The following is a 13833-nucleotide window of genomic DNA, read 5'->3' on the forward strand; positions in this document are numbered from 1 at the left end:
AACCTTCCACATACATGGAAGGCTTATTATTAATAATTAAAAATCTGTGGTTTTAGGGATTATGAAACCACATTCTCTTTAGACCAAGCAAATTTTTCAAATGGCGCATCCACAGGTGTATTTGCAATATGGTTTGTATAGTTACTTATTACTTTTTGCGAAAGCCCTAAAATAATTTCTAGCACTTGTTGTTCTCCATATCCTGCTGCATAAAAAGCATCTAAATCTGCTTGAGTAACATTACCTCTATTTTTAACAATAGTTAAAGTCATTGTACGTAAAGCTTCTAGTTTTGTGTCTTCTAAAGGCGTTTCATTACGTAAGGCTTCTGTAATGCTGTCATCTACTTTCATCATTTTTGCAATTCCTGTATGTGCAGGAACACAGTAATGACAAGCGTGTTCTACATTTATGGTTTGCCATACTACTGTTAATTCTTTTTCATTAAAAGAAGTTTCTGTAAATAACTGATGTAAGGTTTGGTATGCTTCTAATATTTTTGGAGCTCCTGCTAAAACACCGTGTAAACCAGGTATCATTCCGAAAGCTTTTTGAGAATTTTCTAATAGTGATTTGCTTCCTTCTGGAGCTGTTTCAATGTTGTGAATTTTTAAAGTTGTCATAATTTTATTTTTTATTAATGTTTATTATTTCTAAACAATCGTTTAGTTATTGTGTAAAAAAAAGTTTAAAGGTTTTTAAAGGTCATTTCAATATAATCTTCTATTTCTTGTTTTGTGTTTACTCTTGCTGCTGCAGCTAAGCCATGTTTTGCTAGCATTAAGTAATTAGCTTGTTTAGCTATTGTTTCTTTATCTTTTGTAGCATTCATTTGTAATTTTTCTATGATAATTTGTTTTAAGTTATTCATAAAAGAATGCATCTGCTCTTTAATTAATTCGTCTTCATTTTCTGAAAACTCATTATAGGTGTTCGTTATAAAACAACCTTTAATATGGTCGGTTTTATAATTAGAACTTACAGAATTATAGAAAAACTGTTTAATGTCTTCTATGCCATTGGATGCTTTTTTAAAATCTTCAAAAAGGGTTTTAGATTTTGCTTTATAGTATTTTAAACTTTCTAAAAACAAACCATGTTTATTGCCAAAACTAGAATATATAGAAAATTTATTAATTCCCATTTCTTTTTCAAGCATTTGCATAGATGTGTTTTCATAACCATTACGCCAAAACAAATGCATTGCTTTATCAATAACTTCTTCTTCTATATATTGTTTTTTTCTAGCCATTTTATTTTCCGTTAAAACGAAAATATTTTTAATTCCACAACAAATCTAACTAATCGTTTAGAAATGAAAAAAGTTTTAACATTTATTTCTGTTTTGCTTGCGAATAGGATTATATTAGTTTTGTATTAATTATAGTCTGTCGCAGACTTTTTAATGACTTATGCAGAAAGAAAAAAATAAGGGCATCCAAAAAGCTAAAAAACCTTGGCCAACTAAAGCCGCTATGGAACAGGTTTATGAAAAGAAACTTTGGGGAAATAATACGGCCACTTTTTATTCTGGTGAAGGATCTCATCATCCAGAATTAGTACTTCCATATATAGATGTAGTAACTTCATTTTTAAAATCTTTTAATAAACCACTTTCTGTTTGCGATTTAGGTTGTGGAGATTTTAATATTGGCAAACAATTGGTAAAGCATACTAAAAAGTATGTTGCTATAGATATAGTAGACGAACTAATAATATATAATAAAGAAAACTTTATAGTTGAAAATTTAGAATTTCAATGTTTAGATATTGCTGTAGATAATTTGCCAGATGCCGATTGTGTTATAGTAAGACAAGTGTTGCAACATTTATCGAATGCAGAAGTGTTAAGTGTTTTAAATAAATTAAAAAAGTATCCGTTTGTTATATTAACGGAGCACCTACCTAAAGGGGAGTTTATTCCAAATAAAGACATTATTTCTGGTCAAGGAATAAGATTAAAAAAACAAAGTGGGATACAAATATTAGCTGCTCCGTTTTATTTTAAGGTGAGTAAACAAAAGGAATTGGTGTCTATTACATTACATAATAATAAAGGTGTAATTGTAACTACGCTTTATGAGATTTAAAAAGAATTAAATTTTCTTAATCCATATTTATTATTTCACTATCCTCTTCTTCATTTTCTTTCTTTTCTAAAACTATAGGATTTTCTTTATAGAACGCTTGTAAAGCTGGGAAATCATCTGGTTTTTCTATAATATTTTTGTTTGCATCTAGAATGAAATAGGTTGGAGTAGCTGTTACACCATAAGCATCACCAATTGGATTTTCCCATTTACCTTCGCCAAACACATGAATGAATTCTGGAAAATCATAGGTTTTGTCTTTCCATCTATAAATATCGTTTTCTAGTGCAACAGCAATTACTTTTATTTTTCCTTCTTCTAAGTTTTTAATATAAGCGTGTAGTTTAGGTAATTCTTCTAAACAATGCGAACAAGTACTACTCCAAAAAACGACAACATATTGTGAAGCTTCTTTATAGTCGTATAGTTTAACTAGTTCTATTTTTTCGTCTATAGGGATTTCTATGGTAAAATTAGGAGCAAGTTCTCCAATAGAAGTATTTTTGTATACTGTAAGTTTTTGAATTAAAGCATTATCTTTTTTTGCAGTGGCTATTGGTAATAAATAATTGTCTGCGATATGGTTTGCTACTTCTTCTTTTTTAGAGTCTGCAAACTGATTAAAAAGTACTTCTGTAATAATTTCTTTAATTGTAGCATTGTTTCCTATTGCAGCTACTACAGTGTCAATATTCTTTTTATAGCCTAAATTTTCGTCTATAGGATTTGTAAATGTAAATACATAATTTAAAACGGTTTCAATTAAAAAACTAGAGCTTTGTAAGGTAGGATTGCTGAAGTCGATATTTGAAAAATAATTAGCTTTTACGTTTTTTGAAAACGTTTGAGCATCTTCCATTTCTGTTGGGATATATGGCTTACTTGCCTTGATAAAGTGAGAAGCTAGCATACCTTCTGAAGCTTTTTCGAATTCGTTTTGTGTTTCTGCTAACACATCAAAAACTTTATGAAATTCTTTTTTAGTTTGTTTTCCACCGTAGTAAGCATTTATGTTTTTGCTAACTATTTGTAAGCTTTCTGTATATGCATTAAGTAGTTTGTTTTCTTCCGATTTAATAAATTTGGCACCTTCCTCTAAATTAAAAGTAAGTTCAATATCTTCTTTTGCATTATAGATAAGATCAAAATTATACTCGTCTTGGGGAAGCGCATAAACTATTCTGTACATGCCTTTTGTTATTGTAGTATCTAGTTTAAATTGAAAATTACCAATGCTATCAATTTCTGCATTATTTACATATATAGAGGTTGTAGGTGTTACTTTATATAAAATTGCGAATTTAAAGTCGTCGGCAGGAGTAAATTTTCCTTTAATAGTGTGTTGCGCCAATACAATACTTGGCAAAAATGCGATTAAAAATAGTAGTTTTTTAGTCATTATAATTGGTTTTTCTTTAACTATTTCAAAGGTTATGCCAAAATAGGGTTTAATGCGTTTAATGCTTTGTCTACAGTGTTAATTTTATCAAAAGTAAGCAATAATCTTAAACCTGTTCTGGTTTGTTTTTCTTTCATTTTACAAGCTTGTGGATTCGCTTGAATGTATTGCAAGACTTTTGTAAAGCCTTGGCTTTGGTAAAAGGCGCTTTGTTGATCGTTAATAAAATAACCAATTAGTTTGCCTTTTTTCATTATTATTTTTTCTAAACCTAACTTAGTAGCAATCCATTTTATTCTAACCGAATTTAATAAGTCTACAACTTGTGTTGGTAATTCTCCAAATCTATCGATAAGTTGTGTTTCGAATAGGATTAGTTCTTCTTCGGTTTTTATATTGTTTAATTGGGTGTATAGGTTTAATCTTTCGGCTATATTGTTTACATAATCGTCTGGAAATAGTAGCGAGAAATCACTATCAATAGTAATATCTTTTACATATTCTTTTTCTTTTCCATCGTCTTCATAAAGATCTTTAAACTCATTTTCTTTAAGCTCTTCGATGGCTTCATTTAGAATTTTCTGATACGTATCAAACCCAATATCATTAATAAATCCGCTTTGTTCACCACCAAGTAAATCTCCAGCTCCACGAATTTCTAGATCTTTCATTGCAATATTAAAACCACTACCAAGCTCTGTAAATTGCTCTAACGCAGTAATACGTTTTCTTGCGTCTGTGGTCATTGCAGAGTATTCTGGAGTTATAAAATAACAAAATGCTTTTTTATTGCTTCGACCAACACGACCACGCATTTGGTGTAAATCACTAAGTCCGAAATTATTTGCATTATTAATAAAAATGGTATTTGCATTTGGTACATCGAGACCACTTTCTATAATGGTTGTGCTTACAAGAACATCAAAATCACCATTCATAAAAGCGAGCATAAGTTGCTCTAGTTTTTTTCCATCTAGTTGCCCATGACCTATACCAATTTTAGCATCAGGAACAAGTCGTTGTATCATTCCTGCCACTTCTTTAATGTTTTCTATTCTGTTATGAATGAAGAAAATTTGGCCACCTCGTTGAATCTCATAACTAATAGCATCGCGAATCCTTTCTTCACTAAAACGAATTACATTACTCTCAATAGGATAACGATTTGGAGGAGCAGTTGTAATTACAGACATATCTCTTGCAGCCATTAAACTAAACTGAAGCGTTCTAGGTATTGGTGTTGCTGTTAAAGTTAAAACATCTACATTATGTTTTAGTGTTTTTAGTTTTTCTTTTACAGCGACACCAAATTTTTGTTCCTCATCTACAATGAGCAATCCTAAATCTTTAAATTTCACATTTTTATTTACCAGTTGATGTGTTCCGATGATGATGTCTACATGTCCTTTTTCAAGCTTCTCTATGGTTTCCCGTTTTTCTTTTGCTGTTCTAAAGCGGTTTAGATAATCTACAGTTACTGGAAATTCTTTTAAACGCTCTGCAAAAGTTCTAGAATGTTGGTATGCTAAAATGGTAGTTGGTACTAAAACAGCAACTTGTTTCCCATTATCAACTGCTTTAAAAGCGGCACGAATAGCAACTTCTGTTTTACCAAACCCAACATCACCACAAATTAGTCGATCCATTGGTCTTTCGCTTTCCATGTCTGCTTTAATATCTGCAGTTGCTGTGCTTTGGTCTGGAGTATCTTCGTAAATAAATGAAGCTTCTAGTTCGTGTTGTAAATAAGAATCTGGATTATATTGGTATCCTTTTTCTAGTTTTCGTTTTGCATAAACTTTAATAAGGTTGAATGCAATTTCTTTAACTCTAGATTTTGTTTTTTGTTTTAAAACCTTCCAAGCTTTACTGCCTAATTTATATACTTTTGGAGGCTTTCCATCTTTACCATTAAATTTGGTGATTTTATGTAAAGAATGAATGCTTAAATATAATATATCACGTTCCCCATAAACCAATTTTATGGCTTCTTGTTTTTTGCCTTCTACATCAATTTTTTGCAGACCGCCAAATTTACCAATACCATGATCTATATGTGTAACATAATCTCCAATATCTAAGTTTGTAAGTTCTTTTAAGGTAATTGATTGCTTTTTTGCATAGCCATTTTTAAGATGAAATTTATGGTAGCGTTCAAATATTTGATGGTCTGTATAACAAATTATTTTATTGTCATGATCTACAAAACCCTGAAAAAGGGAAAGTACTATGGTTTTATATTTTACCTCTTGATCTACGTCTTCAAAAATATCATGGAAACGTTTTGCTTGTTGTTCGCTAGCACAAGCGATATAATTGGTAAAGCCTTTGTTGTGGTTACTGTTAAGGTTTTCGATTAAAAGCTCAAAATTTTTATTAAAAGCTGGTTGTGGTGTTGTTTTAAACGCTATAAGTTGCGATGTATCGTTGGTTTTAGAGAGGATTGCAGATGTGCCAAATTCGATTACATTAAACTCTAAAAGTTGTTTTTTTAATAGTGTTGCACTACAAAATAGTTCTTTAGGTGCAGCATGTTTGATTTCTGAAGAAAGTGCATCGAAAGCTTCTACTGCTTTTTCAAAAAGCGAATCTACTCTAGAAAAAATAAGATCTGTGTTTTTAGTAAACACCACTGTTTTTTGTGCGATATATTTTAAAAAACTTTGTCTGCTTTCTTCTAGAAATTTATTAGCAACATTAGGAATGATACTTATTTTTTTAATCTGTTCTGTCGAGAGTTGTGTTTCTACATCGAAGGTACGAATGCTGTCTACCTCGTCACCAAAAAACTCAATTCTATAGGGCTCGTCATTACTAAAGGAGAATACATCTACAATACCACCACGCACTGAAAACTCTCCAGGTTCTGTAACAAAATCTACACGTTTAAATTTGTATGTAAATAGTATTTCGTTTACAAAGTCTATAGAAAGGTCATCGTTTACCGAGATTTTTAATGTGTTTTTTTCGAGTTCTCTACGCGTTACTACTTTTTCGAAAAGTGCATCTGGATAGGTAACAATTATAGCAGGTTTTTTACGCGAGTTTATTCTGTTTAAAACTTCGGCGCGAAGCAATACGTTTGCATTATCTGTTTCTTCTATTTGGTATGGTCTTCTGTAGCTTCCAGGATAAAAGAGTACATCTTTTGTATTTAGTAATAGTTCTAAATCATTAAGATAAAATGCAGCTTCTTCTTTATCGTTAAAAATAAGTAGAAACGGTTTGTCTGCTTGTTTAAAAGTTTGTGAAACTATAAAGGAAAGCGAAGAGCCAACAAGTTCTTTAATATGTGTTTTTGTTTCGGTTTGGGCAATAGCATTTTGCAGTTTTTGCGTTTGCAAAGACTGTGCGTAGGTTTGCGAGAGAAGTGTTTTACTCACCTAAATAATTTTTTTGTAAATATACTACTTCCATTTTTTTTTGTTAAGAATTGATGTCTGTTTTTTTCTTCTTTTATATCGTTTGTTTTTTTTATTAGAATCCCTTAACGAAGCGATACATTTTGCATTAGGGATTGTAGTGGTTAGCTTTTGGCGCGTGTGCGCTTTAAGCCAAAACTATTAACGGAAAGCGCGACGTTACGTAGCTTAAGCGAAGTAGCGTAATGCCATAAAAAAAGCTATTAATAATCTTTTAAAAAGTGTTTAGTTTAATTATCTTTGTCGCACTTAAAAAAAGAATATATGTCAATTTCAGATTTATTTGATAGTGGGTTTAAAAAGCGTAATGAAGATCATTTTGCATCAATAGTTAGAGTTGCAATGGATGATGGTGTTATTACTGATGAGGAGAAGGCGTTTTTAGATCGTTTAGCTAGAAATTTAGATATTAGCGAAGGGGATTATGCCACGATTTTAAAGGATTATGCTTCTCATAATATCAATCCTCCAACTTCTTACGATAGACGTTTAGAGCGTTTGTTTGATTTGGCTAGAATGGTACATGTAGATCATATTAAAGGAGATCATGAAGAGATTGTTTTACGCAAAATAGCTGTTGGTTTAGGGTTTTCTGCTGTAAACGTAAAATATGTAGTAGATAAAGCACTTACTTTAGTTAGTAATAAAGTAGATTTAGATACTTTTATGGAAGAAATTAAAACGATGAATAAATAATTTGTTATTGAAGTTTATACAAAAAAGGCGAACTAATTAGTTCGCCTTTTTTTATTTTAAATATTTTGTGATGGTTTCTAGTAAGCTTTTTTCGTCGAAAGGTTTGCTAATAACATCGTTTATTTTTGCTTTTTTATAGCGTTTTAAATCTTCGGGAAATACTTTACCTGTTAATGCTATAATTGGTGTTTTTTTGATTTCTTTTTCTGGAAGCTGTCTAATTTCTCTAGCAAGCAGGTCGCCAGATGTATTAGGTAAATTAATATCCATTAAAATTAGATCTGCATGTTGGTTTTTTAAGCTTTCTATTAAATTTTCTGGGTTAGAAACTATGTCTAAATAAAACCTTCTTTGTGCTGCTAGAATTTTAAGTACAGAGAGTTGTGTTATTTCAGAGTTTTCTACTAAAATTATATGGTATTTATCTTTTTCTAGTTTTTCTTGCGTAGGAGTTTGTACTTTTTTAGATTTCTTTGTATTATCTAATTTAAAGCTTAAGTTTAATGCTAAAGTAGTGCCTTTTTTAAAAGTACTATTAATAGAGATGTTACCTTCCATTAATTTTACTAGGTTTTTAACTATTGCTAAACCTAATCCTGTACCTTTATTTTGTTGACCTTGTTCTATTTGTGTGAAACTATTGAATACTTTTTCTAGGTTTTCTTCTTCAATACCTATTCCTGTATCTGTAATTGCAAAATGAATAGATGCTTTGTTCGCTCTTATTTGATTTAAGGAAATATCTAAATTGATGCTTCCTTTAGTTGTATATTTAATAGCGTTGTCTAGTAAATTGCCAAGTATTTGTTTTAATCTGTATGGATCACCAATAAGTCTTTCTGGTAATTTACTGCCTATGTTATTAAAAAACTCAAGTCCTTTTTCTTCTGCTTTTATTTTATAGGTAAAAATTATTTCTTCTAAAAACTCATTTACATTAAAAGTATCTTCTATTAGATTAAGTTTTCCAACTTCAATTTTAGAGATATCTAAAATGTCTTCAATCATATGTTTTAAATGATTGGAGGATGTATTAATAATGTTTAAGTAATCTTTTTGTTGGGAATCTAGATTTGTTTTACTTAAAATATCTACAAAAGTTCCAATACCAGAAAGAGGTTCTCTAATTTCGTGACTAAAATTTGCAATAAAAGTGTTTTTAAATTCTTCTTTCTCTATTAAATATTTGTTTTTTAATTCAAGTATTTGAGAATTTATAACAGATTCGTTTCTCTTTTGTGCAGTTAGTTGGTAGTTGTTATAATGTGTTGTAAGATCTTGTATTATTAATAAGGGGTTTTTATCTTGAAAAGTTTTAAGTGTAACATCTGCAATAATATCTTTGTTTTCAGTATTTAAATGAATACATGAAAATATAAATTCTTTATCCTTTTTAGTTTCTAATAAGGTAGTAGTACTTTCAAAAAAAGGGTGTAAACTCGTTATGTTTTTTTTTATTATTTTTGAAAAGAACGCATCGTCAGACTCTAAGATATTACCTTTTGTATCTAAAATTAGATATTGAATAATAGCTTTTTCGTGAGCTATTTTGTGTTCTGCAAGCATTATTCTATAGTTTAAGTAGTTGTTTAGCTAAAGTAGAGAATAGATCATTAACTTTAGTATTTGCTTTTGCACTTGTATAAAAATCGACAAACGGTTTAAAAATACCGCTGTTCTGTTTAATAAAGTCTTTTGTAACTAAGTCGTTTTTGTTTCCAACAACTTTTATAGGAATATTTGGGTAGTTTGTTTTAATAAAGTTTAAATCACTTTCTAATTGCTGATAAGTTGCAGGTCTTGTTAGGTCGAAAACGTAAATAATACCACTAGTACCTAACATGTAGGAAGCTCTAGTGTTTGTAATATCGTCGTTACCTTCTAAATCCCAAATGATCAAGGAAACAGTTTCTTTTTCAGAAATTACGACTTCTTTTTTTAATATATGTACACCAATAGTCACTTTATAATTGTCTGTAAAAGTGTCTTCTACAAAACGTCTAATAAGCGAAGATTTACCAACGCCAAAATGACCTAGTAAAACAATTTTTTTAGAGATATTCATTAGCAAAATATGCTTTTAATTTTTTAGTTAAAGATTCTTTATTATTTAAATCTGTTTTGTTAATAATGTTTTGAGCAAAATCTAGAAGTTTATCTTCTAATTCACTTTTATGAGTAGCATTAAATATGCCAGAAATTACAACTGCTATATAATAAGACGAAAAATTTTGAAGATATATAGTATAGGTTTCATACTCAATAAGTTCAAGGTTTTGGTCGTTTTTTTTAAAAGCATCCTCTACAAAACTTTTAATTGCTGTTAGCATACCTGCAACCATATCTTCGTCTATATCATCTGTTTTAGAGTATTTAGAGATAAGTAAACCAGATCCTTTTTCAATAACCATAAACTGGTTTAATCTAGGAGCAAATTGCTGGGCAACAATTAAATCTGCTTCGCTAACCCCTGAAGCTTTAGCTTTAAATTTTCGTTTAAAGCCTTTAAAAGAAAAAGTATTGTCTATTTGTTGGTTTATTTTTTCGGATAAAAGTTTAAATTCATTTTGAATATATTTTTTTATCATTCTACCTAAAATAGGGTACAATACTTCAACTACTGCGTCTTGAGAGTTCTTTATCTCGGTTTTTAAAGCTTCTGTAATCGTTGGTCCTAAGGTGTCTGGTATTTCAAGAACAAATTTATTTAGTTTGTCTTCTATAATAGGGTCTACCTTTTCCGATAAGTTATTTTTTTTATTTAATGTTTCTTCAAGAATTTTAATTTTTTCATGAATAGATAAAGCATATTCTCTTTCATCTGTTAGTAAGATGTCTTTAAGAACTTTAAGTTTATCTTCTTGATTCATAGGTGCTAGTAATTGGTATTACTTGCTTATTTTTTCGCCAAGATTTATTAATAAATCACCAAACAATTTTCTGTCTAATTTTTTATCGTCAAGGCTATCTGCTTTGTCATTAAAAGAATCTTCAATTTCTGTAATTCTAATATTAATGTCGGTACTTAAATTGTCGATGTTTTGAAGTAATTCTTTTCGAACATCATCCATCAAGTTTTCTAACTCTTGTTTCTTGGAAAGAATATCCTTTTTAACGGCTTCAAACTCAATTTCGTAAGCTTGCATATTCTCTCCAAAAATGAGCTGTTTTATTGCGTCAATTTTAGAAGAAGCTTCCACATTAGAATCTTGCGTTGAGGTATTATTATTTTCGTGTTTATCTTTAGCCATGATGGTTTAGCTTTAGTTTAAAAAAGTAATGTACAAAAATAATAAAAAAGGAAGGACTTAAACTAGTATTTTTTAAGCGTTTTGCATAAATTCTTCTGCTTTTTCAACCATATTCTTACTTCCACATAAAAAAGGCACTCTTTGGTGTAATTCTGTAGGTTTAATTTCCATGATTCTGGTAAAACCATCACTAGCTTTTCCGTTAGCTTGTTCTGCTAGAAATGCCATTGGATTACACTCATACAATAAGCGTAATTTCCCTTCCGAATTTTTAGAGCTTTTTGGATACATGTAGATTCCACCCTTAATCATATTCCTATGAAAATCGGAAACTAAAGAACCAATATATCTGCTTGTATATGGTCTGTCTCCTTCTTCCATTTGGCAATATTTGATGTAGTTTTTTACACCTTGAGGAAAATGTACGTAGTTACCTTCATTAACAGAATAAATTTTTCCATCTACAGGGAATTGCATGTCTGGATGCGATAAGTAAAACGTTCCAATAGCTGGGTTAAGAGTAAAACCATTAACACCATCTCCAGTGGTATAAACAATCATTGTTGATGTACCATAAACGATATATCCGGCAGCTACTTGCTCACTTCCTTTTTGTAAAAAATCTTCTAAAGTTACAGGAGTTCCAATTGGTGTTACACGTCTGTAAATAGAAAAAATAGTTCCTACAGAAACATTTACATCTATGTTAGAAGAGCCATCTAGAGGATCTATTAATACAATATATTTGTTTTGGTTGTTTTCGTCTTGGCTATTAATTGCAATAAAATCATCTTCTTCTTCACTTGCAATACCACATACTATATTTCTTTTTGTAAGTGTTTGAATAAATTTCTCATTGGCATAAACATCTAGTTTTTGCTGATCTTCTCCTTGAATGTTTGTATCGCCAGCTGCACCAATAATATCTACTAAACCAGCTTTGTTTACTTCGTGATTAACCACTTTTGCTGCTAAACGAATGGAGTTTATAAGTCTAGATAACTCACCAGAAGTATATTTAAAAGATGTTTGGTTTTCTATAATAAATTCTCCTAATGTTTGTTTTTTTCTAGACATAATAGCTTTATTGTTGTTTTTACAAATATCGTATTTTTTAACAAACTATAACGTTATCGTTTTATAATAATGCATAAAAATTAGTGTCTTTAAACTATATTTGATAATAAAATAAACAAATGAACTATATTATAAGAGACGCTATAAAAAGTGATGTAAAACAAATATTAGATTTAATAGTAGAACTAGCAGTTTTTGAAAAAGAACCAAATGCAGTAGAAGTTACTATTAAAGATTTAGAAGAAGATGGTTTTGGAGACACCCCAGTTTTTAAATGTTTTGTAGCAGAATTTAATAATGAAATTGCTGGAATTGCTTTAGTATATAATAGATACTCCACCTGGAAAGGTAAAATAATTCATCTTGAAGACCTTATTGTAAGTGAAAAACACAGAGGTAAAGGTCTTGGTACTTTACTTTTAAATCAAGTAGTTATTTATGGAAACCAACTAGGTGTTAAAAGAATTAATTGGGAAGTAATTGATTGGAATCAACCTGCTATCGATTTTTATGAACAAAAAGGAGCAAAAGTACTTCGTGATTGGGATGTTGTGCAACTGGATGAAAATGGAATAAAAAACTATTTATTAAATATATGAGGGTTTTTAAATTTGGAGGTGCATCTATTAAAGATGCTCAAGGTGTAAAAAACTTAGTAAAAACATTACAAACAGTTGGATTTAATAATACCTTAATTGTAGTTTCAGCAATGGGTAAAATCACCAATGCTTTAGAACAAGTTATAGATAAATATTATAAGGATAAAACTGCATTACAAAGTGCTATTCAAGAAATTAAAAAATTTCATAATGCCATATTGTTAGATCTTTTTAGTGACGAAAATCATGTTATATATGCTAAAGTTAGTGGTTTGTTAGACGAATTAAATAGCTTTTTTCAAACTAATAAATCACCAGATTATAATTATGTATATGATCAAACTATTTGTTATGGAGAACTAGTTTCTACTACTATTATTAGCGAATATTTTAAAGAAATTGGCATTAAAAATAGCTGGTTAGATGTTAGAGAATATATTAAGACAGACAATTATTATAGAAGAGCAAACGTAAATTGGCAAATTACACAAGAACAAATAAGTAAAAATTTTAATACCAACACTTTAAATATTACTCAAGGTTTTATTGGTAGTGATGCTAATAATTTTACAACCACTTTAGGAAGAGAGGGAAGCGATTATACTGCAGCAATTTTTGCTTATTGTTTAAATGCCGAAAGTGTAACCATCTGGAAAGATGTTCCAGGTGTGTTAAATGCAGATCCTCGTTATTTTGAAAATGCACAATTATTAAGCAAAATATCGTATAAAGAAGCCATCGAGTTAGCTTTTTATGGCGCTTCAGTAATACATCCAAAAACATTACAGCCTTTACAGCAAAAAGAAATACCGTTATTTGTTAAATCTTTTTTAAATCCAGAAGCTGCAGGAACTAAGGTAAGTAAAGGAGTAGATTTAGATCCAGAAATACCTTGTTTTATTGTAAAGAAAAATCAAATACTAATTTCACTTTCTTCTTTAGATTTCTCCTATATCGTAGAAGAAAACATAAGCGAAATATTTAATTTACTTCATTTATATAAAATGAAAGTAGATGTAATACAAAACTCTGCAATTAGTTTTTCTGTTTGTATTGAAAATAATTATGGTAATTTAGGAGAGTTAATACAACATCTTAAAGCAAAATTTAAAGTGAAATATAATGAAAACGTTTCGTTATATACTATTAGACATAGTAATGAGCAGGTTGTTAAACAATTAGAAAAGGATAAAAATGTGTTATTAAAACAAGTAACACAGTCCACCACACAGATTGTTACTAAGTAAACATTTATTACATTTGCGTTTGCCAGTAGATTTTTTCTGTAAGTAAAAAAAT

At 29.7% G+C, this 13833-nt stretch carries 13 protein-coding genes; 4 read left to right on the top strand and 9 right to left on the bottom strand.

From position 1 onward, the window contains the following. Positions 1-59: 59 nt before the first annotated feature. Positions 60-623, bottom strand: coding sequence for a carboxymuconolactone decarboxylase family protein (locus ACVC3Y_RS07720; protein ID WP_303423068.1), 564 nt, complete (start codon positions 621-623; stop codon positions 60-62). Between the two features lie 65 nt (positions 624-688). Beyond that, on the bottom strand, positions 689-1252 hold the full coding sequence (locus tag ACVC3Y_RS07725) for a TetR/AcrR family transcriptional regulator (RefSeq protein ID WP_303423065.1): 564 nt from the start codon (positions 1250-1252) through the stop codon (positions 689-691). 160 nt (positions 1253-1412) lie between these two features. Between ACVC3Y_RS07725 and ACVC3Y_RS07730 the strand changes: the two genes are divergently transcribed. Beyond that, positions 1413-2090, top strand: coding sequence for a class I SAM-dependent methyltransferase (locus ACVC3Y_RS07730; protein WP_452226566.1), 678 nt, complete (start codon positions 1413-1415; stop codon positions 2088-2090). A gap of 16 nt (positions 2091-2106) precedes the next feature. On the opposite strand, the gene ACVC3Y_RS07735 is transcribed toward ACVC3Y_RS07730, so the two are convergent. Further along, positions 2107-3489 carry a TlpA family protein disulfide reductase gene (locus ACVC3Y_RS07735; RefSeq protein ID WP_452226567.1) on the bottom strand — a complete coding sequence of 461 codons (1383 nt, stop codon included), beginning with the start codon at positions 3487-3489 and terminating at the stop codon, positions 2107-2109. Between the two features lie 32 nt (positions 3490-3521). Then, positions 3522-6872, bottom strand: coding sequence for a transcription-repair coupling factor (mfd, locus tag ACVC3Y_RS07740; protein WP_303423057.1), 3351 nt, complete (start codon positions 6870-6872; stop codon positions 3522-3524). A gap of 303 nt (positions 6873-7175) precedes the next feature. Between mfd and ACVC3Y_RS07745 the strand changes: the two genes are divergently transcribed. Beyond that, the gene (locus tag ACVC3Y_RS07745) at positions 7176-7607 is read left to right on the top strand and encodes a tellurite resistance TerB family protein (protein WP_452226568.1); all 432 of its coding nucleotides are present in this window, start codon (positions 7176-7178) and stop codon (positions 7605-7607) included. Positions 7608-7658: 51 nt separating this feature from the next. Here the strand turns inward: ACVC3Y_RS07745 and ACVC3Y_RS07750 are convergent, their stop codons facing one another. From ACVC3Y_RS07750 to fbp, 5 genes are all read right to left on the bottom strand, one after another. Continuing rightward, positions 7659-9173 (bottom strand): ATP-binding protein, encoded by a 1515-nt coding sequence (locus tag ACVC3Y_RS07750; RefSeq protein WP_452226569.1) that lies wholly within the window; start codon positions 9171-9173, stop codon positions 7659-7661. Positions 9174-9177: 4 nt separating this feature from the next. Then, positions 9178-9672, bottom strand: coding sequence for a Rab family GTPase (locus tag ACVC3Y_RS07755; RefSeq protein ID WP_452226570.1), 495 nt, complete (start codon positions 9670-9672; stop codon positions 9178-9180). Continuing rightward, the gene (locus ACVC3Y_RS07760) at positions 9659-10477 is read right to left on the bottom strand and encodes a cell envelope biogenesis protein OmpA (protein ID WP_452226571.1); all 819 of its coding nucleotides are present in this window, start codon (positions 10475-10477) and stop codon (positions 9659-9661) included. Before ACVC3Y_RS07760 ends, ACVC3Y_RS07755 begins: the two co-directional genes overlap by 14 nt. Before the next feature lie 18 nt (positions 10478-10495). After that, positions 10496-10858 (bottom strand): fructose 1,6-bisphosphatase, encoded by a 363-nt coding sequence (locus ACVC3Y_RS07765; protein ID WP_303423043.1) that lies wholly within the window; start codon positions 10856-10858, stop codon positions 10496-10498. A gap of 72 nt (positions 10859-10930) precedes the next feature. Continuing rightward, positions 10931-11935 carry a class 1 fructose-bisphosphatase gene (fbp, locus tag ACVC3Y_RS07770; RefSeq protein WP_303423040.1) on the bottom strand — a complete coding sequence of 335 codons (1005 nt, stop codon included), beginning with the start codon at positions 11933-11935 and terminating at the stop codon, positions 10931-10933. A gap of 119 nt (positions 11936-12054) precedes the next feature. Here fbp and ACVC3Y_RS07775 point away from each other — a divergent pair, with 119 nt between their 5' ends. Both ACVC3Y_RS07775 and ACVC3Y_RS07780 read left to right on the top strand, forming a co-directional pair. After that, entirely contained in the window at positions 12055-12534 is a 480-nt protein-coding gene (locus ACVC3Y_RS07775) for a GNAT family N-acetyltransferase (protein ID WP_303423037.1), read from the top strand. Further along, positions 12531-13781, top strand: a complete 1251-nt coding sequence (locus ACVC3Y_RS07780; RefSeq protein ID WP_303423035.1) for an aspartate kinase — start codon at positions 12531-12533, stop codon at positions 13779-13781. Before ACVC3Y_RS07775 ends, ACVC3Y_RS07780 begins: the two co-directional genes overlap by 4 nt. The last annotated feature ends 52 nt before the right edge of the window (positions 13782-13833 follow it).

The organism is Lacinutrix cladophorae, from assembly GCF_053604645.1.